The sequence below is a fragment of the Roseovarius sp. 217 genome (assembly GCF_000152845.1).
Classification (GTDB): Bacteria; Pseudomonadota; Alphaproteobacteria; order Rhodobacterales; family Rhodobacteraceae; genus Roseovarius.
Genome location: NZ_CH902584.1, coordinates 378,726 through 404,303, shown reverse-complemented (window position 1 = coordinate 404,303; position 25,578 = coordinate 378,726). Strand labels below are relative to the sequence as shown.

General features: G+C 58.5%; 17 protein-coding genes. All 17 read left to right on the top strand.

From position 1 onward, the window contains the following. The first annotated feature begins 1 nt into the window (after position 1). The 17 genes from tssF (at position 2) to ROS217_RS01845 (ending at position 25,294) form a co-directional block, all read left to right on the top strand. On the top strand, positions 2-1,879 hold the full coding sequence (tssF, locus tag ROS217_RS01925) for a type VI secretion system baseplate subunit TssF (protein WP_009815960.1): 1,878 nt from the start codon (positions 2-4) through the stop codon (positions 1,877-1,879). Further along, positions 1,843-2,889 (top strand): type VI secretion system baseplate subunit TssG, encoded by a 1,047-nt coding sequence (gene tssG / locus ROS217_RS01920; protein WP_009815959.1) that lies wholly within the window; start codon positions 1,843-1,845, stop codon positions 2,887-2,889. The genes tssF and tssG overlap by 37 nt, the downstream gene beginning before the upstream one ends. A 1-nt stretch (position 2,890) precedes the next feature. Next, positions 2,891-5,626, top strand: coding sequence for a type VI secretion system ATPase TssH (tssH, locus tag ROS217_RS01915; RefSeq protein ID WP_009815958.1), 2,736 nt, complete (start codon positions 2,891-2,893; stop codon positions 5,624-5,626). A 33-nt stretch (positions 5,627-5,659) separates the two neighbouring features. Continuing rightward, the gene (locus ROS217_RS01910) at positions 5,660-6,907 is read left to right on the top strand and encodes a hypothetical protein (RefSeq protein ID WP_009815957.1); all 1,248 of its coding nucleotides are present in this window, start codon (positions 5,660-5,662) and stop codon (positions 6,905-6,907) included. Positions 6,908-6,975: 68 nt separating this feature from the next. Next, positions 6,976-7,989, top strand: coding sequence for a hypothetical protein (locus ROS217_RS01905; protein WP_009815956.1), 1,014 nt, complete (start codon positions 6,976-6,978; stop codon positions 7,987-7,989). Further along, positions 7,989-8,909, top strand: coding sequence for an ion transporter (locus ROS217_RS01900; protein ID WP_009815955.1), 921 nt, complete (start codon positions 7,989-7,991; stop codon positions 8,907-8,909). Before ROS217_RS01905 ends, ROS217_RS01900 begins: the two co-directional genes overlap by 1 nt. Further along, a complete protein-coding gene (gene tssB / locus ROS217_RS24950) occupies positions 8,906-12,616 on the top strand; it encodes a type VI secretion system contractile sheath small subunit (RefSeq protein ID WP_009815954.1) in 3,711 nt (1,236 codons plus the stop codon). The genes ROS217_RS01900 and tssB overlap by 4 nt, the downstream gene beginning before the upstream one ends. Then, a complete protein-coding gene (locus ROS217_RS01890) occupies positions 12,616-12,900 on the top strand; it encodes a hypothetical protein (protein ID WP_045686363.1) in 285 nt (94 codons plus the stop codon). The genes tssB and ROS217_RS01890 overlap by 1 nt, the downstream gene beginning before the upstream one ends. Before the next feature lie 29 nt (positions 12,901-12,929). Beyond that, entirely contained in the window at positions 12,930-15,062 is a 2,133-nt protein-coding gene (locus tag ROS217_RS01885; RefSeq protein WP_009815952.1) for a type VI secretion system Vgr family protein, read from the top strand. A 10-nt stretch (positions 15,063-15,072) separates the two neighbouring features. Continuing rightward, on the top strand, positions 15,073-15,696 hold the full coding sequence (locus ROS217_RS01880) for a DUF6931 family protein (RefSeq protein ID WP_009815951.1): 624 nt from the start codon (positions 15,073-15,075) through the stop codon (positions 15,694-15,696). Next, positions 15,696-16,004: a PAAR domain-containing protein gene (locus tag ROS217_RS01875; RefSeq protein WP_157046506.1), complete on the top strand. Its 309-nt coding sequence runs from the start codon at positions 15,696-15,698 to the stop codon at positions 16,002-16,004. Before ROS217_RS01880 ends, ROS217_RS01875 begins: the two co-directional genes overlap by 1 nt. Positions 16,005-16,011: 7 nt before the next feature. Then, a complete protein-coding gene (tagH, locus tag ROS217_RS01870; RefSeq protein ID WP_009815949.1) occupies positions 16,012-17,559 on the top strand; it encodes a type VI secretion system-associated FHA domain protein TagH in 1,548 nt (515 codons plus the stop codon). 28 nt (positions 17,560-17,587) lie between these two features. Then, positions 17,588-18,928 carry a type VI secretion system baseplate subunit TssK gene (tssK, locus tag ROS217_RS01865; RefSeq protein WP_009815948.1) on the top strand — a complete coding sequence of 447 codons (1,341 nt, stop codon included), beginning with the start codon at positions 17,588-17,590 and terminating at the stop codon, positions 18,926-18,928. A 24-nt stretch (positions 18,929-18,952) separates the two neighbouring features. Continuing rightward, the gene (icmH, locus tag ROS217_RS01860; RefSeq protein ID WP_009815947.1) at positions 18,953-20,338 is read left to right on the top strand and encodes a type IVB secretion system protein IcmH/DotU; all 1,386 of its coding nucleotides are present in this window, start codon (positions 18,953-18,955) and stop codon (positions 20,336-20,338) included. Continuing rightward, positions 20,335-23,919, top strand: coding sequence for a type VI secretion system membrane subunit TssM (gene tssM, locus ROS217_RS01855; RefSeq protein ID WP_009815946.1), 3,585 nt, complete (start codon positions 20,335-20,337; stop codon positions 23,917-23,919). Before icmH ends, tssM begins: the two co-directional genes overlap by 4 nt. Continuing rightward, on the top strand, positions 23,919-24,584 hold the full coding sequence (gene tagF, locus ROS217_RS01850; RefSeq protein WP_009815945.1) for a type VI secretion system-associated protein TagF: 666 nt from the start codon (positions 23,919-23,921) through the stop codon (positions 24,582-24,584). Before tssM ends, tagF begins: the two co-directional genes overlap by 1 nt. After that, positions 24,581-25,294, top strand: coding sequence for a PP2C family protein-serine/threonine phosphatase (locus ROS217_RS01845; RefSeq protein WP_009815944.1), 714 nt, complete (start codon positions 24,581-24,583; stop codon positions 25,292-25,294). Before tagF ends, ROS217_RS01845 begins: the two co-directional genes overlap by 4 nt. Positions 25,295-25,578 lie beyond the last annotated feature (284 nt).

Below are 25,578 nucleotides of genomic sequence, written 5' to 3'. Positions count from 1 at the left end.
CATGGATACACGCCTGTTGAAACATTACGAAGGTGAACTGGCCTTCATGCGCGATATGGGCGCCGAGTTCGCAGAAGCTTTCCCCAAGATCGCGGCTAGGCTGGGTATGGACGGTGTCGAAGTTGTCGATCCCTACGTGGAACGGTTGCTTGAGGGCGTTGCATTCTTGTCTGCGCGTGTCCAGCTTGAGCTGGAGCTGCAATATCCAATGCTGACGTCGCATCTGTTGGAAATCATCTATCCGCATTACTTGGCGCCGTTACCCTCGATGATGGTAGCCGCATTCGAGCCCGACATGCAGAACGCCGCACTTGCCGATGGTTATTTGATTCCGCGCCATTCCGTCATGCGCAGCACGCTTGGTGAGGATGACCACACGCCCTGCGTCTTTCGCAGCTCCAGCGACGTGACGCTGTGGCCGATCACAATCACGCAAGCTGAATATATCGACGGTCGCGGGGAGCTTGCAGCGGCAGGCATATCGCGCGACACCGAGGCGCGGGCGGGAATACGGCTGCGGTTAAGCAGGTTCGGCAAGCTGCCGATTGCCGATCTGTCGCTGGACAATTTGGTTCTGTTCCTAAACGGACAAGAGGGCAAGAACTGGGAACTGCACGAGCTTCTCGGCACGCAGGTAACGGGAATGGTGGGCCGGTCCACCGACCGGCGGAACGATTGGATCGCGGAACTGCCGAACGGTCGCGTGGTGCCGCGCGGCTACGAACCCGAAGAGGCGCTGTTGCCTACGCCGCAGCGGTCATTCGACGGCTACCGCCTGTTGCAGGAGTATTTTGCAATGCCGGAGCGGTTCCATTTTGTGGAATTGCAGGGGCTGAGCATGGCCATCGGTCGCGCCAAGGGGCACGAAGTTGATATCTATATCCTTTTGCGAGATGGCGCGCCGGACATCGCGTCCGGCGTTACGCCCGAGGCCTTCACGCTGCATGCGACGCCGGCAATCAACCTGTTCCACAAGCGCTGCGACAGGGTACATGTATCGGGAGCCGACGTTGATCACCATGTTGTCGCTGATCGTACCGCGCCGCTCGATTTCGAGATATTCTCGATTGAGAGCGTGGCCGGGATTTCGGGGGAGGGAGATCAGGACGTCCCGTTTCGCCCATTCTATTCTGCTGACGACCTGACCGCCGCTGGAGAGCGGCACACGGCCTATTACACACAGTCACGCAAGATGCGGCAACGTGCAGAACGTGAGCGGCTCAAGGGAGTGCGGACATCCTATCTGGGGTCCGAGCTGTATCTTTCTCTTGTGGACAGCGCGCAGGCCCCGTTTTCGGCCAGCCTGGATCAACTGGCGGTTCAGGCGATGGTCACGAACCGCGACCTACCGTTATTGTTGCCAACCGGATCAAAGGACGTTTTCCACCTGCCCGAAGGTGGACCGGTGGCGCATGTCACCACGCCGGTCAGCCCAACGCGCCCGCGCCCGACGCTGGCCCAAGGGGACACGGCGTGGCGTCTGATTTCGCATCTCAGCCTCAACTACTTGTCTATCGCCGAAACCGGCAAGGACGACGGCGGTGCGGCGCTGCGTGAGTTGATTGGAATATACGCGCCGTCGGGCAACAAAGTCCTTGAAAAGCAACTTGAAGGGCTGACTGGCGTGTCGACTCGGCCCATCGTGCGGCGCATGTCGGACGAGGTACTGTCTACGGCAGTGCGCGGTTTGGAGATTTCCATCACCTTCGACGAAAGTTTTTTTGAAGGCACCAGCGTCTATTTGTTGGGTGCCGTGCTTGAGCGGTTTTTTCGTAAATATGTATCTATCAACAGTTTCACAGAAACGGTGCTTGTCACCCAGCAGCGCGGAGAGATTACCCGATGGCGCCCCCGGACAGGTCTGGGACGGATCCTCTGACGCATCTGGAGCGGCTGAGTCAGGACCCTGAAAAACATCATATATTCCATGCTTTCCGGATACTGGAAGCGGCGTTTCCGGACGCGCCCCGGTTCGGGGAGGCGCGCCGCCCGCGTGAGGACAAGGTGCGTTTTGGTCAAGAGGCTGAGCTGTCGTTTCCGCCTTCGACTGTGGCCGGGTTCACGCCGCCCCGTGGCGGCAAGCCGGGGCGTTTGACCAACCGCTTCTTCGGCCTGTTCGGCCCGCAAGGGCCGCTACCGCTGCACCTGACGGAACATGCCCGCGCCCGGTTGCGCCATCACCGAGATCCGACCTTCGTGGAATTTGCGAACATCCTGACTCATCGGCTGATGACATTGCTTTACCGTGCCTGGCGTTCCGGACAACCCGCGCCGAGCTTCGACCGCGGCAACAACGACGGGATTGAACGAAAGATCGCGGCCATAGCGGGCTATCACGGGACCCATTTACGCAAATCGGACGACCTGCCAGATCTGGCCAAGCGTCATTTTACCGGGCTGCTCGCGCAAGGGCCGAAGAACGCCGAGGGTCTGCGGTCCATCGTCGAGGCCTTCTTTGGCACGAAGGTCCAGGTGCAGGAATTTGTCGGCTGCTGGCTGTATCTGGAGCCAGATGACCGCTGGCGAATGGGAGTGCCAGCGGCGCTGGGGCGCACAACCTCGATTGGAGAGCGGGTCTGGACACGTTCGGCTAAGTTCCGGCTGCGGCTGGGGCCACTGAGTCTGTCCGATTACATCCGCTTGCTGCCGGGCGGCGAGTCTCTGCCACGGCTGCGCGCCATCGTGCGCAATTACGCGGGTGATGCGATGGACTGGGATGTGAACTTGGTGCTGTGCGCCGACGAAATACCGCGCGCCAAGCTGGGCGAGACGGTGCGGCTGGGTCAGACCAGCTGGATCGGAGAGAACAAGATCAAGAAAGATGCCGATAACCTGTTTCTGGAGCCGAACGCCCAGATACATCTGGCGACAATGACAGGAAGGACATGAAATGACGGAAATCAGCCGCGTTGCGCTATTTGGCAAGCTGAACAGCCTTGGTTACAAGGCCATCGAAGGGGCGACGGTGTTCTGCAAGATGCGCGGCAACCCCTATGTCGAGATCGTGCACTGGATCCACCAGATCCTGAACAACCAGGATAGCGACCTGCACCGGATTATCGACCATTTCAATCTGGACATGGGCAAGATCGCCACTGAGATCACGAGGGCGCTGGACAACCTGCCGCGCGGGGCGAGTTCGGTGTCGGATCTGTCGTCGCATCTGGAGGATGCGATGGAACGGGCCTGGGTCTGGGGGTCTCTCCTTTATTCCTCGAACCAAGTACGGACCGGGCATATCCTGCTCGGAATGCTTGAAACACCGAACCTGCGCAATACCCTCGTCAGCATTTCGCCGACGCTGGCCGGGGTGAAGTCAAACGATCTGGCAGAGCACTTTCACAAGATAACCGATGGCTCGCCCGAGGATCGGATGCGCCCACAGGATGGATCGGTGACGGGCGGAGGGGCCGAACCGGGCGAGGCATCGGGAGCCATGGCACCGTCGCAGATGGGCAAGCAAGAGGCGTTGGATCAGTTCTGCACTGACCTAACCAAACAGGCGCGCAACGGCGAAATTGATCCGATCGTTGGTCGGGATGAGGAGATTAGGCAGATCGTCGACGTTTTGATGCGGCGGCGGCAGAACAACCCGATCCTCACCGGCGAGGCGGGCGTAGGCAAAACCGCTGTGGTCGAGGGTTTCGCATTACGTATCGCGCGGGGCGATGTACCCCCGGCGCTGAAAGACGTACGGCTTTTGATGTTGGATGTCGGCCTGTTGCAGGCGGGTGCCAGCATGAAAGGCGAATTTGAGAACCGATTGCGGCAAGTGATCGACGAGGTGCAGGGTTCACCCACACCGATCGTGATGTTCGTGGACGAGACACATACGTTGGTAGGTGCGGGCGGGGCTGCCGGAACCGGTGATGCTGCGAACCTGCTTAAGCCAGCGCTCGCGCGCGGTACGCTGCGGACCATAGGTGCGACGACATGGGCCGAGTACAAGAAATACATTGAAAAAGACCCTGCGCTGACCCGCCGATTTCAGGTCGTTCACGTACAAGAGCCGAGTATCCCCAAGGCGATCATGATGATGCGCGGCATCACCGGGATGTTGGAGAAGCATCATAGAGTCCAAGTGCTGGACGAGGGAATCGAGGCCGCAGTGACTTTGTCTGCGCGATATATTCCAGCGCGACAATTGCCGGACAAGTCGGTCAGCCTGCTAGATACCGCCTGTGCGCGGGTCGCTGTCAGTCAGCACGCGGTGCCCGCGCAGGTCGATGACAGTCGACGCAGGATCGAAGCCTTCAGCACGGAGCTTGACATCATCGGGCGCGATGAAAGCGCCGGTTTCGATGTGGATGAGCGCCGCGCTGCGGTGACCGAAGCCAAGAATGAGGAAGAGGTTAGGCTGGCTGGATTGAATGCGAACTGGGACGCCGAGAAGGCCTTGGTTGCCGAGATAATTGGCCTGCGCGCGCAGCTACGGGGCGCGGGTCATCCGGTGGATGAGGCCGAACCGCCACAGGGTTTGGCCGTGACAGAGGCCGCGTCGGTGGAGGCGGGCCTTGCGCTGATGAGCGACGTTGAGCGCGCCGAGTTGATGGCGCTGCTCAGGGCAAAGAACGCCGAGTTGGTGGAGCAGCAGGGCGATAGCCCCCTGATCCTCCCCATCGTGGACCATCAGGCGGTTGCCAACGTCGTCGGCGACTGGACTGGCATTCCAGTGGGACGCATGGTTAAGGACGAGATCGAAACAATACTGAATCTGGAGCAACACCTAGCGCGCCGGGTCATCGGTCAGGACCACGCGATGAAGATGATCGCCAAGCGTATTCAGACCAGCCGAGCCGGGCTCGACAACCCCAGTAAACCGATCGGCGTGTTCCTGTTGGCGGGCACCAGCGGCGTTGGCAAGACGGAAACTGCGTTGGCACTGGCAGAAGTACTATACGGTGGCGAGCAGAATGTGATCACGATTAACATGTCGGAGTATCAGGAGGCGCATACTGTGTCGTCGCTGAAGGGTGCGCCGCCGGGCTATGTTGGGTACGGCGAGGGTGGTGTGCTGACCGAGGCAGTGCGGCGCAAGCCTTACTCGGTGGTGCTACTCGACGAGGTGGAAAAGGCACATCCGGACGTGCATGAGATATTTTTCCAAGTATTCGACAAGGGCGTCATGGAGGACGGCGAGGGTCGGGTGATTGATTTCAAGAACACGCTGATCTTGTTGACATCTAACGCGGGCACTGAGCTGATCATGGATCTGTGTTCGGACCCCGAGTTGCTGCCAGAACCCGAAGGCATGGCCAAGGCCCTGCGCGAGCCGTTGCTCAAGGTGTTTCCGCCGGCGCTGCTGGGGCGTTTGGTGGCTATCCCGTATTACCCGCTAAGCCCGCACATGATTGCGGAAATCACCAAGCTGCAGCTGGGTCGGATCAAGAAGCGTGTGACGGCAGCGCACGGTGTGCCGTTCGAGTATTCCGATGCGGTGGTAGATGAGATCGTTAACCGGTGTCAGGAACTGGAGAGTGGCGGGCGGATGATCGACGCGATCGTGACCAACACGATGCTGCCCGACATCTCGGCCGAATTCCTGCGTCGGATGATGGAGGGCAACAAGGTTGAGAAGGTAGCCATCGACGTTGTTGACGGCGAATTCATCTACAGCTTCGATTGATCCTCAGGACGCAGTGAGCATGGAGGACGGCTCATGACCAAGCATACAGTGATGGATAAGAAGAACGTCGAGATCAATGTCTCGGGGCTAAGGATGGTAAAACCCCCTGCGCTTAGCTTCAAGGTAGTGGTCGAGTTGGACAAGAAGATGGAGAAGGGGGCGGAGAAGGACCCGCTGTTGATCCAAGAATTCCAGAATGCGGCGATGGAGGTCTACGACCAGACCGTCAAGACGATCGAACAGAAATGCAAGGTGTTCGACAAGGGTTTCCTTGAAATGGTCTCCAAGGGGGCAAGCAAGTCCGATCTGAAAAAGCAGCTCGACGGGTTGAACAATGCGATAAAGAACGACGTCAAGGTGGCCGAGAAAGCGGCGGAGATCCAGGTCGCGAAGGCTTGGGCCAGCCTGCAGAAGAAAAGGAAGGAATGGTCGAAGTTCAGAATCAAGATCGCCACCACCATCGTGGGCACACTTGCGGGGCTAGCGGTGTCGATTGCGGCGATGGCGACCTCGCCTTTCTCGGGTGGGGCCGGAGCCGCATTGGGCATCATCGGTTTCGTGAAGTCCGGCGTCACTCTGGCGACCGAGATCGGCAAGATTGCAATTTCCATTGATGCCGCCAAGAAGGTGGTCGAGCTGAACCTCAAGGTCGTTGAAACGGCAGCGAAGAAGTCTGGGGTTTATGCGGCGAACGAGATATCAGGCGCGGTCTTTAACGAATTCGTCGGCATATCGCAGCCCACGATCAAGTCCACTGAGGGGGCTGCTGACACGCTGAGCGCCAAATATGCGCAGATCGTGGTCAAGGTGCATGAGCTGAGCAAGGTGCTCAACAAAATCCTCGCGCAACAGGACAAGATGAAAAAAGAGTTCATGAGAGATGTGGACAATCGGTTGAAGAGCCACCCCGCACCCAACAAGACTGCGCAGCGCAAGGTGATCGAAAAACAGCTCGATGATGCGCTGGGGGCCAATTACGTCAAAGTCACGGATGCGATCGGCGATGTGCAGAAGATGTATGCCGAAACGGTCAAGTGGAAGGTGCCGGTCAAAACGCTCAAGATCAGGGTCAAGCAACTGTCGATGAAGGACCCAAAGGCGCTTAAAGTGTTTCGTGAGGGGCTCAAGTTCGCCTCGCTGGCCCTAGCCCCCATTGATGGAAATTCGGTTGCGACGACGGCCAAGGATCTGGGCATGGGCTTGGGTGGCGCGGTGGGTGGTTATGCCTTTGATAAGATCAGCAGTAAGGCCATCGACGGCACTTTCTTCGACGTGGCCTGAGCGGGCAGGTGGGCTGATTTGTGGTTCTGCCCAATTAGGCAAACCCCTACAAAGAGGATGTGAACACAATGGCAGATGTTGGAAAGACCAAGATCAGCGTCGAGCGCAAGATCAATCCGTTCGGAGAGACTAAGACCAAGAAGCCCCCTGACTGGTTCCGGGCGCGGCCCGGCGCCGAGAGTGGGGTGACCGATCTGACTTTCAAGCGGACGATGGAGCTTGATCCGCGAAAGTGGAAGAAGAAAGTGATCGAGGACGGTATCTATGCCGTCGCCCGCTATGAGCTGTCACTTTTCGCGACCGTTCTGGGGGCGTTGGAAAAGGATATCCTGAATGCCCGACCCAAAGAGCGCAAAAAGGCCAAATTCCAGCGCAACGACAAGGACGAGACGCCAGACGAGAAGAAGGCGCTCGATGATGCCGAGGCGCAGGTAAAAAAGCTGTTCAAGAAAATGTCCGGTCAGATAGAGGACAAGGTTTCGGTCGCGCTGGACGAAGTCGAGAGCGACAAGGGTGACAACAAGAATGCACTGGCTGCGGGCAAGGAAGCGCTGAAGAAATTCGATACGCTCGACACATCTGGCATGTTCTCGAAACTGACCAGCCAGGTAGTGAAAGCCGTCTACACGCTTGGCGTGGAGATTGAGAAGTCAGGCGATGAGGCAGCGCAAGAGGCGTTCAAGAAGTCCGCCGCAGCTCTGGACAAAGTCAGGAAGGAGTACGACGGGACTGCCAAGTCCACCAAGGACGTGGCCAATTTCCTGCTGACCAAGGGTGCGAAGATGGCGACCGACACCAAAGCCGATCCGGCGTTGCAGGACATCGGTAAGATGATCTCGAAGTCGGGCAAGGTTAATGCGTCGCTGGTCAAGTTGTCAGGCACTATCGACACCTACGAGAAGGCCCTTGACGAGACGATTGCGTTCGTCAAGGGCGGAAAATCGACTGGTTCTGCGGCCAAGAACTGGGCGACGCGTTTCGGCAACGAGCATAAGAACAAGGACAAGGCGGTGGCTGATGCGGTAAAGTCGGTCAAGATTGTCAGCAAGAAATTCAACGAAGCGGCTAGAAAGGTAAAGTAATGTCGAGCGACGCGTCGATCCATGAGCAGTCTGAGGTGCCCGGCGCCGCCGAGGGGACAGGTGATGGAACGACTTTGGGCAAGGAGCGGGATCCCTACTTCCGCGCCCGATTGCGCAGGTTCGTCGAGCGGCCCTCGGTGCAGACTTTCATCATGGGCGTCATCATCTTTAACGCCATCACTCTGGGCCTGAGCACATCGGACTATATGCAGGCCCATATCGGTGATTTTCTGTATACGATTGACAGGGTGGTGCTGGTCATCTTCGTGTTGGAATTGCTGATCAAGCTCTATGCCTACGGGCTGAAGTTCTTTCGAAATTCGTGGAACATCTTTGATTTCTGCGTGGTGAGCATCGGACTATTGCCGCAGACCGACAGCATGTCGGCGCTGCGTGGGCTGCGGGTGATCCGCGCGATGCGCCTGTTGTCGGTGATTCCGCAGATGCGCGCGGTGGTTCAGGCTTTGTTGGATGCGCTGCCAGGCATGGGTGCGGTCATCATCATGATCTCGATCGTGTTCTACGTCTTTGCTGTGATGGCGACGATCATGTACGGCAACTCGTTTGACGAATGGTTTGGTACGCTAGGGCGAAGTCTGTACTCTCTATTCCAAATCATGACTCTGGAAAGCTGGTCGATGGGAATTGTTCGACCGGTAATGGAGGTCTATCCGATGGCTTGGGCCTTTTTTGTGCCCTTTATCGTGATCACCGCTTTTTCAGTCCTCAATCTGTTTATCGGTCTGCTGGTCAACACAATGCAATCAGCGGTGGAAGAGGAGACCGAGGCGGAGTTCGAGACGCTGCGCACTCTGGTGCGCAAAGAGACCGATCAAGTCGGCGCGCAGGTGAACGCTTTGCACGAGGAAATCCGAGCGTTGCGGGATGAACTGCGCAAGGCGCGTGGAGGTGAGGAATGAGCGACAGTCAAAAATTTATCGCGCGCAACCGCGCACCGCGCGTGCAGATCGAATATGACGTGGAACTTTACGGTGCCGAGAAGAAGGTACAACTTCCCTTTGTGATGGGCGTGCTGTCGGATCTGTCGGGCACCTCGGAGCAACCTCCCGTGGCTGATCGCAGCTTTCTGGAAATCGACGTCGACAATTTCGATAACCGGATGCGGGCGATGGCACCCAGGGCGCAATTTAGCGTGCCTAACAGCCTAACCGGTGAGGGATCGCTCGCGGTCGATCTGACTTTCAAAAAGATGTCCGATTTCACGCCGCAAGGAATTGCCGAACAGTTCGATCCGCTTCGCCCGCTGCTGGAGGCGCGTAGGCAGCTGACAGATCTGATGGCCTATATGGACGGCAAGGCCGGTGCCGAGGCGCTGATCGAGCAGCTGCTCGCGCAGCCAGGTCTGTTGCAGGCGCTGACTGGCACCGGGACATCGTCGGATGACAGGCAGGCGGCGCTTGAGTCGCTGCGCGCGCCGATTTCTGCATTGGATGGACCGGAAGACACCACTGACGACACCCTAGCGAATTTGGCGGCGCAGGCCCCGGTCGATGCACCGCCGGACACATCCGTGGCGGATGCGCTCAACTCCCTAGGGCCTGCGCCCGAGCCGGAAGAGCAGGACGACGTATCGGCAGCCTTGACCGGATTGCGTGTGGCTGAGATGATACAATCGCCTGAGACGGACACTGCCGGCGATGTTTTGTCCGGCATTACTCGGATCGAAACGCCGGAGGATCTGGATTCGACGGCAGACGTGTTATCGGCCCTTGCAGAGTACGCGGAAGATGCACCGCCGCCGCGAGCGACCAGCAACGATATTCTGTACGCCATCGCCCGCGTGCCGGAGACGGAACCGGAGTCCCAGACCGTTGCCGTCTTGTCGGGCCTTACGCCCGTAGCTGACGCTGAAGAGGTTGGAGAAGACAGTGCTGCGGACGTGCTTTCTGCCATCGACCGGGTGGCTGAGATTGCGCCGGAAGACGATCTCGACAGTATCTTCTCGGGTATAGAACCCGTAGTAGAGCCTGAGACCGCAGAAAACGACACCGGTAACGTGCTGTCTGGGATCGCCTCCGTCGCATCGGCAGCACAGGCGGATGCGATCGACGACATACTCGATGCGCTTGAACTGCCCGAAATCGCTGAGGTGTCGACGGCGTCGTCCGATGCGGTACTTTCAGGGATCAGGGCGACCCCCGAAACCGAGGTCCAAGAGGACACGAAGGACATTCTCGCGGGCCTTCACGACAACACGGTTCCCGCCCCCAATGAGCTGTCACCCGATGACATACCTGCCGCGACCGACATGGCGGACCCTGCAACGGCCTTGGACGATCTTGATGATATGTTGGCCGTTCTGGAGAGCTCGGCCGTGGAGGCGACGACGCCCACCGACAACATCGATCTGGATGCGTTGCTGGCGGAGCCTCAGTCAGTTGCCGAAAACATGGACGCGCAAGTGCAAGATCTGGATGACTTCGACGCTTTGCTTTCCGACTTTGGCGACTCTTCGGGCGAGGCTTCGGTCCCCGCCACACCCGACGGCCTTGGCGTTTTGCTGGCAGATATGGAGACGCCAGAGCCGGATCGGATTGATACCGACGTACCGGACGATTTTGCGGACCTCCTAGCCGATCTGGAAGGCCCCGCCAATGCGGAAACAATGGCCACCAAGACCGATGACCTAGAAGGCTTTCTGACGCAGGCTGAGGCAGGTGCCGAGGACGAGCCAACGGTTGACGATCTTGATGGTCTGTCGGCTGGGATGGAAGCTGCGGAACCGGAACTGGATGGGACCGCAGATGAGGTGTCGGACATTCTGGACGATTTGCTCGACGATCTGGACGTCTCAGCTGTAGCAGAAACCCATCCGACGGTCGCAGATAACGAGCTGGACAATCTGGACGCCATGTTGGCCGATCTGGATGGGGATGCGGGGGATCATCCCCGGACAGACCTAGGCAATGCTACTGCGGATAGCCCGCCGCCGCAGTCGCCGTTCGGCACCATTAGCGCCGCGCGGCCCGAACGCGATGCGTTGAACCGGAACGGGTTCAGGATGGCCTTCTTCGGCGACTTTACCGGTCGTGCGGCACGCGGTGCTATCGAAACCGGCGATGCGATGGCCGCGCGCCAGCCCGTCATTCTGGATGTCGATACGCTGGACGAGGTGATCGAAGGCTTTGCCACTACTCTGACCCTACCCATCGGTAAGAATGGCGGCAGTGTCTCGGTAGAACTGTCCGAGATAGATGATCTGCACCCGGATGCAATTTACGAGAAGCTCGGGATTTTCGGCGAGATTTCTGGGCTCCGCCAGCAGCTTGGCATGGGCTCCATGGTCGAGAAAGCGGCGCAGCGGCTCAAGGACTGGGCCGAGGCTTATGGCACGCCGATCCGTCTGCCCAAGCGGTCCGGGGCCACATCGATCCCGGCGCATATGAAGCTGAGCGAATTCCAGTCGCTGATCGGCGACACGTCCGGCAGGTTGTCCAAGATGGGACCGGCGGATGACCTGATCGCACAGATTGTAGGCCCGCATGTCGTCAAGGCACCCGATGCCGGGGCCGGGGCGCTTGCAGACGCAGTGGATCAGGCGCTCAGCACGGCGATGCGGCTTGTTCTGCACCATCCGGATTTTCAGGCGGTGGAGGCGCAGTGGCGTTCACTCGACCTGCTGGCGCGACGGATCGAGACGAACAGCGACCTGCAGATCGTTCTCTATGATGTCTCAGCCGAAGAGCTTGCCGCCGATCTCGCGGCGTCAGAGGATCTGGCAGAAAGCGGTATCTTCCGGCTGCTTACAGACGTGTTGGATCCCGAAGAAGGCGCTGGCGGATTTTCGGCGCTGTTCGGGCTTTACACCTTCGAAGAAACGCCGCCGCATGCGGAGTTGCTGGCCCGGATCGGCCAGGTTGCGGCCCATGTGGACGCACCATTTTTTACCGCCGTGACCCCTGCCTATCTGGATGTGGAAAAGCAGGACCGCCACCCCCTGGTGGCGAAGGCTTGGGACAATCTGCGTGCGCGTCGCGAGGCTGCCTATCTGGGACTAGCGTCGCCACGTTTCCTTTTGCGCCGACCCTACGGTGCGAAAACTGAACCCATCGACTCCTTTGCGTTTGAAGAATTCAGTCAGGTAGAGGGGCTGAAAGGCATGTTGTGGGCAAACCCGGCGGTTTTGGTGGCCATTCTGTTGGCTGCGACGTACAAGAAAGACGGTGCAGCGATGGATTTGGGCAGTGTCATGTCGCTGGGGGACATTCCGTTTCATTTCGTCACGGATCGGTTTGGCGACCAGGTGGCGCTTCCCTGTACCGAACGGAACCTGACGACTGATCTGGCGCAGCACACCTTGGCTCGGGGCTTCATGCCTGTGATCTGGGTCAAGGGCCGCGACGAAATCAGGCTTGGGTCGTTCCGCGCGCTCGACGGTGAAGAGATCTCGGGCCCTTGGTCGGGAGCGACACCGGCACCGCGCGCCGCTCCGGATGCACCGGCAGCGGATATAGAAATGGAACTGCCGGTTTTAGAGGAGTCTGAAGATTCGTCGCTTGACGATTTACTTGCGGGATTCGACCATATCGGAGCTGACGCTGGGGACGACACAGGCAATGACGGCGATATGGATCCGGAGCTCGCCGCCATGCTGGAGGGATTATGATGAATGCGTTGATTGGGCCACCCGAACCCGAAGAGCCGCCGATCATTATCGTAGCGATCGCGCGAAAGTCGTATTACCTGTTGAAGGGCGATACGTATCTGGACCAGATCCTGCTCGCAGATGGTGAGTTTCCCAAGCCTATACTCTGCGTTTATTTTGAGGACGTCTTTGAGTCGAAACGTCTGCTGGGCGACCATTTCAACCTTGGCGCGTTGTGGGGCATTCACCCGGGCATCATCAACCGACTGCGTGAAACCAGAAGTCTGATAGAAACAGAAGCATAGCGCCCCACTTTGGGCCAGGGACTGATCACATGGCAAATACAGAGATCGATCTTGAAAACCGGCTTGTCTGGATGGAGGGGGACTATACCTGCAAACCGGTCAACCTCAAGAACGCGCGGGTGATCGAGGGGCTGAGCTTTCTTACGGAGACGACAGTTGAATTTGTGTCCTCCAACGTTGAGCTTGATCTGCAGGAAATGCTGGGCAAGACGATTCATCTTGGGCTGAAGGACGACAAGGACGAGAGCCGGTATTTCACCGGCACGTGCACAGCGGTTGAATATGTCGGCGTGTACCAAGGCATGATGCATTTCGTGGCGGAAGTGCGGCCGTGGCTATGGTTCCTGGATCGAACCTACGAAAGCCGGATTTTTCAGGACAAGACTGTGCCCGAAATCATCAAACTCGTTCTGGACGAGTATGGTTTCACCGGGCAGATCAATAAACTGACAGAGACCTACGACAAACGCATCTACTGCGTGCAGTATCATGAAACCGATTTCGACTTCATCAGCCGGTTGATGGAAGAAGAAGGGATCTATTATTTCTTTGTACAGGCTGGGCAAGGGAACAAAGAGCTGAAAATGGTGCTGGCCGACGGCATCGCGGCGCATAAGCCCAATACCACAGGGCCAGACCTAGATTTCTATTTCAAGGAGTCCGAGTACCGTCGGAAATCCGATCACATCTTCGACTGGGCGCACAACACCAGCGTCGTGACTGGCAAAGTAACCCTGAAGGACTACGATTTTGAAAAACCGCGCGCCGAATTGCAGGCGGTCTCTTCAATTGAAAAAGGTAAGCACTCGCACAAGAAATACGAACACTACCGCTATCCCGGGCATATGCGTCTGGGCAATCAGCCCGCCAATTTTGCCAAGGTCCGGATGCAGGCCGAGGCGGTCCAGCATAAATTGGCGCGCGGGGCGGGCAACGTTCGGACGCTGGGCGCCGGTCAAACCTTCAAGCTCAAGGGCCATACACGCACGAGCGTCAATATCGAATATCTTGTGGTCCGAGCAGAGCATCGGTTGCAGATCGAAACCGACTATGAGGATCAGGAAACCAAGAAACCATTGTTCAACACTACGATCCCGGTCGACGAGGACAACAAGGACACCTACAGGATCACCTTTGATGTCATCCCCAAATCAGAGCCGTTTCGCGCGCCGCAAGAAACCCGTTGGCCGCGCATTCCCGGGTTGCAGACCGCAGTCGTGACCGGTCCAGCGGGCGAGGAAATCTATACGGACAAGTATGGACGCATAAAGGTGCAGTTCCATTGGGACAGGGCGGGCAAGAAGGACGAGAACACCACGTGCTGGGTGCGCTGCGTGATGCCTTGGACAGGCAAGAACTGGGGCATGATCTCTATCCCTCGGATCGGGCAGGAGGTCGCGATCCAATTTGAAGAAGGCGACCCTGACAGGCCGATCTGCACCGGAATGTTGTACAATGCGGATACGATGCCTCCCTACGAACTGCCGGCCAACGAGACGCAGAGCGGGATCGTTACGCGCTCGACCAAGGATGGCAGCGCTCAAACCTTCAATGAGCTAATCTTTGATGACAAGAAAGAAGCGGAATTCGTCCGCTTCCAGTCCGAGAGAGACTATATACAGACGATCAAGAACAACGCGACCGTGACAATCGGCTTGGAGCATAAGGATAAGGGCGACCTGACCCAGACGATCCACCGCCACAAGACCGAAACCATCAAGACCGGTGATCACGTGTTCAAGGTCGAGACGGGAAACCAGGAGGTCTTTATCAAGACCGACCATACCGAGACGATCGAGGGAAAAGCGACGCAAACTATCACCGGTGACACGAAGCAGCAGGTCAAGACCGGAAACTTTGTGCAGAATGTCGATACCGGTAACCTTACCCGAAAGGTGGCCAAGGGCAACGAGGCAGTCACGGTAAGCATGGGAAACTACAGCCTCAAGACTGCGCTGGGGTCGATCAAGGAAGAGGCGATGCAGGAAATCGAATTGAAAGTCGGCAGCAGCTCAATCAAGATCGATCAGACCGGCGTGACCATAAAGGGCATGATTATAAAGATCGAGGGCACCGCTATGATGGAAGCCAAGGCGCCCATGACGACCGTCAAAGGGGACGGCCTGCTTGTCCTTAAGGGCGGGATCACGATGATCAATTGAGGGCACGTTCATGAAAAAACGGTTTTCAGATCTTAAGAAAGTGCCGCGTGAGCCCGCGATGCGTCTGCTCGCCGCAAAGCGCATCAAGCTGGATACAAAGCTCAAGACACCCGCCAGTGCCCCGGTCGAGGCTGTTTTGGAAGAGCTGGGAGCGCAAAAGGCTTGGGTCTGCGTCTTGCGGATGCTGTCTGCGGCCCTGCCGGACCGCGAGGCGGTCTGGTGGGCTTGTCTTGCTGCGCGCGATATCTGCGGTGACAACCCCGGGACGCCTAGCCTCAAAGCGTCGGAGGCATGGGTGTTTGAGCCAAATGATGCCAACCGCGAGAAGGTGCAGATTGCACTCGATACAGCCGATCCGGATGACGACACTGTGCTGGTCGCTACCGCCGCGCTTTACGCCGGGGGCAGCCTGGGCATTGGCGATCTGTCAAAAATGGCAGCCCCACCGGGGGCGGTTGCGGCCTGTGCCCTTGGCATGAACATGACGACGCTTGGCACCGCCAAGATCCCGCTGTTGCAATTGCAGCTCATTATTGACCGAGCGGTCAACGTGGCCCGCGGCGGAAATGGCAGGATCGATAAGATCACTGAGCCGCCGCCCCCTGAACCCGTTTCACTGGAAGGAGGCGACTGATGCCTGGACCCCCACAGGCCCGTGTCGGTGATACGCATATCGGTGTTTGCACGCTGGGGTCTCCAATGCCGATCATGCCGGTCTGCGCGCTGACCGTGCTTGTCGCCAAACGGCCCGCAGCGCGAGTTACCGACATGGTGATGGGCGCAACGGCCACGCCGGCGGGACCCGTGCCGTCGCCGCATCCGCTGGCTAAGGGGTCAATGACCGTTCTCATTCAAAAGCTTCCAGCGATCCGCATCGGTGACATGTGCGCGCTGGGGGGTGTCGTCAACTTGGGTGAGTTCACCGTTTTCACAGGAGGATAACCGATAGATGGCGGTTTTGCTGAAGTTTCAGTCGACAGGCAGCATCCCCGGCAATGGACAGCCCGTTGCCATGCGTGGACCAAGCCTGACCGTCGGACGGGGAGATGAGAACGATCTGGTGCTGCCGGACCCTGACCGGGTGCTGTCCAAGCGGCATTGTGCAATCGAGGATCACAACGGCAATTTAGTCGTGGTGGATATCTCGACCAACGGCACCTTTCTAAACTACGGCAAGCTGCCGCTCGGCGCGACGCCGACGCCTTTGAACGATGGCGACATCCTGTCGGTCGGCCCCTATGAAATTCTGGTTAACATCGTGACTGCGGGATCGGAAAGCCAGATCGCAGATCCGTTGCAGGATGGACCCGTGTCGCACGGCATAGCCGACAGCGCACCAAGCACTGACGATCTGCTCGATGCGCCCGGCGACGGCGGCGATTTCCTCGACGATCTGCTCGGCGGTCGCGACGGCTTGGTCGGGCCCGGCAGCGTTGATCGTGACGAAGACGACGGCAATGACCTGTTGCCACCGCTGAGCGACGACGATCTCCTGCCACCTGCGTCCGCTCCCGATGCAGGTCAGGGAGCGAGTGCCGCGTGGCACAACCCTTCTGCGCAGGACAGTTTCACTGCACCTCGACATAGCACGAGCACTTCAGCGATCCCAGACGACTGGGACGACGACTTTCTGGTGCCGTCTTCGAACAAGGGCGGTGAACCAGGCCAGCCGGCCTATGTGGCGGGCGATGACTCTGACCCATTCGCAGCTCCGAACGACAGGGCTGCCGCCGACGGACCGGTCTTCGTGCCCGACGCTTTCGGCCTGGAAGAACCTGACAAAGGTGTAGGCATACCAACCGGACCCACATTTGCAACCCCGCCGGACGCTCCTCTACAGCGGGACGATTCAGCACCGTCCGTGCCCGTGCCACCAATTCCAAAACCGGCCACTACCCCGGCGCCTTTGCCTAGCGATAGCGTCGCAGCGCGGGCGTTTTTCAAGTCCCTCGGTGTCGAGGAGATGCAACTGTCGGATGCCGACCTGACGCCGACCCTGTCACGCATGGGCCACGTCTTGCGCCTGATGATCGAAGGGCTACGCGAGATCCTGATGACGCGAACCTCAATCAAGTCTGAATTTCGCATTGAGCAAACGATGATTCAGGCCGGCGGAAATAACCCGTTGAAGTTCTCGATCAGCCCCGAACAGGCGATCGAGGCTTTGGTCAAGCCGAAGTCCAAGGGATATCTCGACGCAACAGAGGCGACTACTCAGGCCTTGCAGGACATCAAGGCGCACGAAGTGGCGATGATCACCGGAATGGAAGCTGCGCTAAAGGGTATTCTGGCGCGGCTCGACCCCAAGGTGCTTGAGGAAAAGATCGCCGTTTCGGGCGGGTTTTCCAACCTGCTGAAAAGCCGCAAGGCCCGTTATTGGGAGATTTACGAAAGCATGTATGCCGAGATATCGGATCAGGCGGAGAACGATTTCCACGAGCTTTTCGCCAAGGAGTTCGCCCGCGCCTACAAGGCACAGTTGGATAAACTGAAATGACCAAAGAACCAACAAGGAACGCTGTCTGATGTCTTGGGAAAGTAAGGTACTATGGACCGAAGGGCTGTTTTTGCAGCCGCATCACTTTCAGCAGGCGGATCGCTATACTGAAAGCCTCGTGTCGGGGCTCGCCCGGCGCGTTTCGCCGTATGTTTGGGGCTTCAGCCACCTAGATATCGACGAAGAGGTACTGAAAGTCGGCCAGTTCGCGATCAAGTCGTGTTCAGGGCTGACCCAGGATGGTACTGTCTTTCGCGCTCCTGCCTTCGAGGATCACCCGCCGGCGCTGGACGTGCCCGATACGATCAAGGATTGTGTGGTCTACCTGACCGTGCCGCAACGCCGCCAAGGCGCGCAAGAGGTCGATATGACCGGCGCCGAACTGTCGGCGGCACGGCTGCGCCCAGCAGAGTTTGAGATTACCGATGTGACCTCGACCGGCAAAAAGGCTGTGACCATGGGTGTAGGAAAGCTGCGATTGCAGTTCGCCTTGGCCGTCGATGATCTTGCTGATCGGCTGTGCATTCCAATTGCCAGGATCATCGAAGTTAAGCCGGATCAGGAGATTGTGCTCGACAAGGCGTTCATTCCGTCCTGTCTAGACCTGCGCGCGGCGGGACCACTAGCCGATTTCGTGCGCGAATTAGACGGCTTATTGGGCCATCGGACGACCGCACTTGCCGGACGGCTCAGCGATGGTGGCGGAACGAAAGGCGTGGCTGAGATTTCTGATTTCCTGCTCTTGATGTGCGTCAACCGGATGCGGCCAGTGATTCACCACATGTCGCAGATTGAAAACCTCCACCCGGAAAGACTTTACGAGACCTGCCTCGCCCTCGCCGGGGAGCTGGCGACATTCATGGCCGTGGAAAAGACAACTCCGAAATTTCCGGCCTACAAGCACGACGACCTGACCGCCACCTTCAGACCAGTGATCAAGGCCTTGCGGCAATACCTGTCCTCGGTGCTGGAACAGACTGCGATCTCGATTCCACTGGATCCTCGGAAATATGGCATCAGTGTCGGCGTGATCAGTGACCGAAAACTGCTGTCGACCGCCGGTTTCGTGCTTGCGGTCAAGGCTGACATCCCAGCCGAAAACATCCGCCGACACTTCCAGAACCAGGCAAAGATCGGCCCGGTCGAGGAAATCCGTCAGTTAGTGAATTCCGCGCTGCCGGGGATTCCGCTGCGTCCGCTGCCGGTGGCACCGCGCCAGATTCCTTATCACACTGGAGTGGTGTATTTTGAACTGGATGGTGACAGCCCACATTGGGGAAAGATGTCAACGTCCGGCGGGATCGCAGTTCATGTATCAGGGGATTTCCCGGGGCTGAGCATGGAGCTATGGGCGATCCGGCAAGGATAACCGCAAAAAGGGAAGCGCCGAGACATGTCTGACAACGACCCCTTTGCAGAACCGGATGATGCCGACCGTACGGTTATCAAACCGAATCCCGGCGGGCGCCGGCCCGCTACCGTAACCCCGCAGGCGCAGCTACAAGCGACGCCGGATCTGGGATCTGCCCCTACCGGTCAGGCTACCGGCATCCCCACGGCGAAAGGCGGCAACACCGAGCCCTCTATGGATCAAGGCATGACCGGCATGAACCGGATCAATGCCGCTGCTGCCACGCTCTTCAGTCTCGTCAGCCGCATCCGGAATCGCGCGCAGCACATGGACCCGGAAAAATTGCGCCGCTCTGTAGTGGCGGAAGTGCGAGGGTTCGAGGCCCGCGCACTGCAGAACGGCGTTGATGCGCAGGACGTCAAGATTGCCCGCTACGCGATTTGTGCCACGCTCGATGATGTCGTGCTGAACACGCCTTGGGGCGGACAATCTATCTGGGCGCAGCAATCCATGGTGGGCACGTTCCACAAGGAGACAGTTGGCGGCGACCGGTTCTATGACCTGCTCGCACGGCTGGAAAAGGAACCTGGTAAGAACATCGACCTGCTGGAATTCCTATACATGTGTCTGGCTCTTGGGTTCGAGGGGCGTCTGCGGGTCGAGCAGCAAGGATCAGACAAGCACCTTCAGATTCGCGCAGGACTCGCCCGGATTATCCGGGGCCAGCGTGGTGTTATCGAAAAGGACCTGTCCCCGCGCTGGAAGGGCATTGATCAACCGCACAAGGTGCTGTCGTTGTGGAAGCCGGTCTGGATCACCTCGGCGACAGTCGCGATCCTGCTGACTGCCGCCTTCATGACGCTGAGCTGGCTGCTCAACCGCTCGACTGATCGAGTATTGGGCCAGCTTTCTGTTCTCGATACCGGGCAGGTGGCAGAGCTGCTTCGCCGCGCCCCGCCGCCGCCGCCGCCACCGCCGCCCAACGACGGACAGATCGAACGGGTCAAGGGCTTTCTTGAGGCCGAAATCCGGGAAGGGATCGTAGAAGTGTTTCAGGACCAATCTACGATCACGGTGCGTCTGACCGGTTCGGGCATGTTCGGCTCAGGTTCGGACCAGTTGCAACCGGCGTTCGATACGCCGCTTTCGCGCGTCGCCAACGCCCTGAACGATGCAGAGGGACCGATCATTATCGTCGGCCATTCTGACAATGTCCCGATTAAGTCGTCGCGCTTTCCCACCAACATGCACCTGTCGCTGGCGCGCGCTGAAAGTGTAATGCGCACCCTGTCCACGCAGATCGACGACAAGGCCCGCCTGAAGGCGGAAGGCCATGCCGACAAGGATCCGATTGCCGATAACGGCACCTCGGAGGGTCGTGCCAAGAACCGACGTATCGAAGTTGTCCTGATCAGGAAATCCACATGATTTTTATCCGCCGCATGTTCCATTTGCTGGGATCGGCCATTTCGATCGTGGTCTTGGTGTCCCTCGCCTTCAGCCTGATGATCTGGTTTCTCGGGCCGATTCTGAGCTTTGGGGAAACCGCACCCTTCGTGACCCTGTTCGCGCGCCTTATCACAATTGGCATCATCGTTTTCCTTGGTCTTTTCACCATTCTGCTCATCCTGCTGCGCCGGTCGCGACGGGCGCGCAAAATGGAAGAGGATATCGTCGAGTCCGCCGCCGAGGTTGAGAACGAGGATGACGAACTGGTCAAAGCTGAGTTGAGCGAGCTGAAAGGCAAACTGAAGGAGGCGATAGCCGCCCTGCGCAAATCCAAGCTGGGGCGAAAGTCACTGTATCAACTCCCTTGGTACGTTATGATCGGACCGCCCGGTGCGGGCAAGACAACGGCGATCGTAAACTCTGGGCTGCAGTTTCCGCTGGCCGATACCCTGGGCAAGCAGGCCATCGGCGGCGTCGGTGGGACGCGGAATTGCGACTGGTGGTTCACCAATAATGCGGTACTGATTGACACCGCCGGGCGATACACGACTCAGGACAGCGCAGCAGAAGAGGACAACGCTGGCTGGAACGGCTTCTTGAAGCTGCTGAAAAGACATCGCAAGCGTCAGCCTATAAACGGTGCGATCGTCGCCATCTCCCTGGCGGACCTCAGCCTTCAGGATGAGGAAACCCAGAAAAGCCACGCCGCTGCGATCCGTCGACGATTGCACGAATTGCGTGATAAACTCGGCGTGCGGTTCCCGGTTTATGTTCTGTTCACCAAGTCGGACCTCATTGCTGGCTTCACCGAATTCTTTGATGATCTCGGAAAGGAAGAACGTGAGCAGGTCTGGGGCTTTACTCTGCCCGTTTCTAAAAGGACAAAATCCGAAGTATCGCCTGTCGCGGCTTTTGACGACGAGTTTGGTCAGTTGCTAGCGCAGCTCAACGCCCAGTCGCTGGAGCGGATGCAACAGGAGACCGACCACCAGCGCCGCGCGCTTGTCGCCAGCTTCACGTCACAGGTCGCCTCGGTGCGGGCCACTGCGAAGTCGTTCCTAGAGGAGGTGTTTCAGGACAGCCGGTTTGAAAAACGGCATCTGCTTCGCGGCATCTATTTTACGTCTGGAACCCAAGAGGGCACACCGATCGACCGGCTTATGATGGGAATGGCTCGGACATTTGGAATCGGGCGACAGGCCATCGGGACAGGGCGCGGCACGGGGCGCAGCTTTTTCCTGACCCGCTTGTTCGAGGGTGTCATTTTTCCCGAGGCGGGACTGGTGTCGGCGGATGACAAGGTCGAACGCCGCTATCGGTGGACCAAACGCGCCGCAATCGCCGCCGCCCTTGTAGGCGGCATCGGCTTGTCCGCGCTCTGGATCCGGAGTTATTTGGGCAATACTGAGCTGTTAGCGCAGACCGGCAGATCGATCGAAGACTACCGCGCTGCCGTGGCGCAAGTCCCCGGCAGCCCAATCGAGGATTCCGATCTGGTGAGCGTCGTACCAGCGCTCAATGTGCTGCGCGATATGCCCACCAATCCTGCTGTGCTGGATCCCGCCCCGCCGCGCGCGCTGACCTATGGGCTCTATCAAGGCAAGATAATCGGCAACCAGGCCGCGCAAAGCTATCGCGCCGCACTGAACGAACATTTTCTGCCCCGCCTTCTCCTGCGTCTCGAAGACCAGATGCAGGCCAACATGAACAACTCTGATTTCCTTTACGAAGTGCTCAAGATCTATCTGATGCTGGGCCAGCAAGGTCCTATGAACCAAGATCTGGTCAAGGAATGGATGGCGCTTGACTGGTCTGTCGCATTCGAAGGTCCCGCCCGGGAAGCCCTTCGTGGGGACCTGACCGTGCACCTTGCCGCTTTGCTTGAAAACCCAATGGACACGATCAGCCTGAACGGTCCGCTGGTCGAGCAAATCCAGGGGCTGCTGTCGGAGATGCCGCTTGCGCAGAGAGTCTATAATGGGATCATCAATTCACCCCGCGCGAAGGACCTGGCGGACTGGCGGCTGACCGATGTAGGCGGGCCTGCAATCAGCCGGGTGATCGTGCGATCCTCGGGCAAACCCCTCAATGAAGGGGTGGAGGGAATATTCACTTACGACGGATTCAATTCTGTCTTTCTGGATGAAGCTCTTGGCGTAGCTCAGCGCATTCAGAGCGAGAGCTGGGTGCTTGGCCCTCGCGGCGAAACCGAGCAATCGGAAACGGCCCTGATCGCGATGAGCCGCGATGTCCTTGATCTGTACTACAACGACTATATCACACGGTATGACCAGATTCTCGGCGATATCGACATCATCCCGATGGAAAGCCTAAGCCACGCGGTCGAAGTCACCAACGTCCTGTCAGGGCCAACCTCGCCCTTGGTCAACATTCTCAATGCGATCTCGGACGAAACCAAGCTGACCGAAGAACGCAGTAATGCCAGCACCGATGGCCTTGCCGCCGGGGTCTCCGAAATTGGAGAGATCGAATTGCAATCCTCGCTGTCTAGCCGCAGCCAACTGTTTCTGCAGGCGCTGCGCAGCAATGTGCAGACCGAGCAGGGTCCTGCGCCCAAACAACCCGGCGCCTATGTCGAGGACAGGTTTAGTTGGCTGCATGAGCTGGTTGAGGACAAGAACGGCCAGCCCTCTCAACTGTCGGAGCTGACGGGACGCCTGACAGAAGTGTACCAAGAGCTCAACAAGCTCAGCTTCGCGGGCGGTGTCGGGGCGGCGACGGGCGACGCGACAGCCATCGTGCGGTTCCAGGAACTGGCCAATCGTCTGCCGGGACCGATCCAGCGTTGGTCGACCCAGATAACCAGCGGTTCGTCGGGGATCACGGCCGACGGTACCCGGGCATCGATCAACGCCAAATGGCAGTCGCAAGTGCTGCCTTTCTGTACTCAGGCGCTTGGCGGACGCTATCCTTTCGACCGGCAGGCGAAGGCTGACGTTGCAATGGCCGACTTTGCAAAGCTCTTTGCGCCGAACGGTATGATCGACAGCTTTTTCACCGAGAACCTGCGTGAATATGTCGACACGCGCGCACGACCTTGGGCGTGGAAAAAGGTCAACGATGCGGATCTGGGGATCTCCCAGGCCGTTTTGCAGCAGTTTCAACATGCCACCGAAATCCGCGACGCCTTTTTCACAGGAGGGGACCAGCCCGCAGTAAGGTTCCAGATCACACCCGAAGCGCTGGATCCATCGGCGCAGGAGGTTACGCTGGACATCGACGGGCAAGAGATCGTCTTTGCTCACAATAGCGCGCCCAAGCCTGTGGCGATCACCTGGCCCGGCTCTGTCGGGTCGGCGCGGGTGATCTTTCAGCCCGTGGTTAACAACACGTCCAATGCGATGACCCGAGACGGTCCTTGGGCCTGGTTTCGACTGCTGAGCGCGGCGGAAATCAGGCGTACCAACGTTTCGGACCGCAACCGCGTGATCTTTAACGTGGGTGGGCGAATTTCGATTTTCCAGCTCCAGTCTGGATCGGTGCTGAACCCCTTTGCCCTCCCGGCACTCGGCCAATTCAGCTGCCCGAGCTCGTTCTGATGGGGCAGGGCTTCGGCGCCTTCGGCAAGATCCCCAGCATGGGAGATTTTTTGCGGCTCGATCTTCCGGTGTCGTTTCTCAGCCCTTGGGACGACTGGCTTCAGCGCAGCATCGTTTCAGTCCGAGACAAGCTGGGGCAAGGCTGGGATGCAGCCTACATGTCGGCACGGATATGGCGGTTTACCCTACCGCCTCAGGTTGCGGGACCAACTGCGGTTTCGGGTATCATGATGCCGTCAGTCGATCGGGTGGGACGGCAATATCCTCTGACCTTGGCTTGTGCCCACGCCACCTCGGCCACAGCCTTGGTTCATTTCGCAAACTGTACCGTTTTCGAGGCGCTGGAGGACATCGCGCTGGCGGCGTTGGAGGATGATTTCAGCCGCGACAACCTTCTAGCGGCATTGAAAGACGTCACATTGATCGAGCCTGCTGTCGAATCGCTTAGCGGGACGCCCTATGTGACGGCCTTGCCAGTTGCAGAGATCATCGCCGCCGAAGTGATCTCCCGTCTACACGGCGACAGCGCGTTCTGGTCGACCTGCCTGGGCAGCGACCACAGGCTGATGGCGATTCCCGGCCTGCCAGCGGGTGCCGAATTGACTGCACTGTTCGATCTGTCCGCGCCATTCTGGCACCCCGGCGGGCTGGCGGTTTCTGCATGACACACGTCCGCTATTCCGCCACCACACACGTCGGCCACAAACGCAAGGTCAACGAGGACAGCATCTTAGCCTTGCCGGATCAGCTGCTCTGGGCCGTATCGGATGGCATGGGCGGCCACGACGCGGGTGATTTCGCCTCGCAGGTGGTCGTGGACCGAATTGCGATGATCAACCCAGACCTGCCATCACAGGAGCTGATCCGTGCCCTGCGCGACGCGATCAACGGTGCCCATGACGCGATCCGAGCAGAAGCAGAGGCCCGAGGCAGCGGCACGATTGGGGCTACAGTCGTGACTCTGGCCATCGCGAATAACCACTTTGCGGCCTTCTGGGCGGGCGACAGCCGCCTGTATCGCTTGCAAAACAAGCGGATCGAGATGTTGACCACTGATCACTCCATGGTTGCAGCTTTCGTGCTGGCGGGGCAGATGACTTGGGACCAAGCCGAGAAGCACCCGCAATCGAACGCTATCACCCGTGCAGTCGGCGTCGGTGATACGCTCGAACTTGAAAAGATTCGCGGCGAAATCCTGCCCGGTGACCGGTTCTTGCTGTGTTCAGACGGGCTCACGAAATACGCGACCTTCGACACTCTGGAACGCGTCCTATCTCGCGAACCGATAGAGACGGTTGCCGACGCACTGCAGCAGATCGCTCTTGACGGCGGCGGGGCCGACAATATTTCGATCATAGTGATTGACGTGATCTAAAGCATCCCGCCCCAAACCTTGGTCAATCTAAAAAGTCTCGCTACACAGTTTCGCCGATGTGGAAGAAACAACGCGGGGGACAGAATGCTGGTCACTGCCCTTGCTCTCCTAGAGGCCAGACCTCAGGCCCGTTGAGATGGCATTCTCCAAGTTCAAACAATATCAGATCCGGATCGGCGTACGCATCTTCGCCGACATGGTCAACGCAATCGCCAAGGTCTGAGATCACTGCTCACCCGACGAGTTCTGGAAGTCCTTCAACGCTGCCGCGTAGGTCGCAGGTT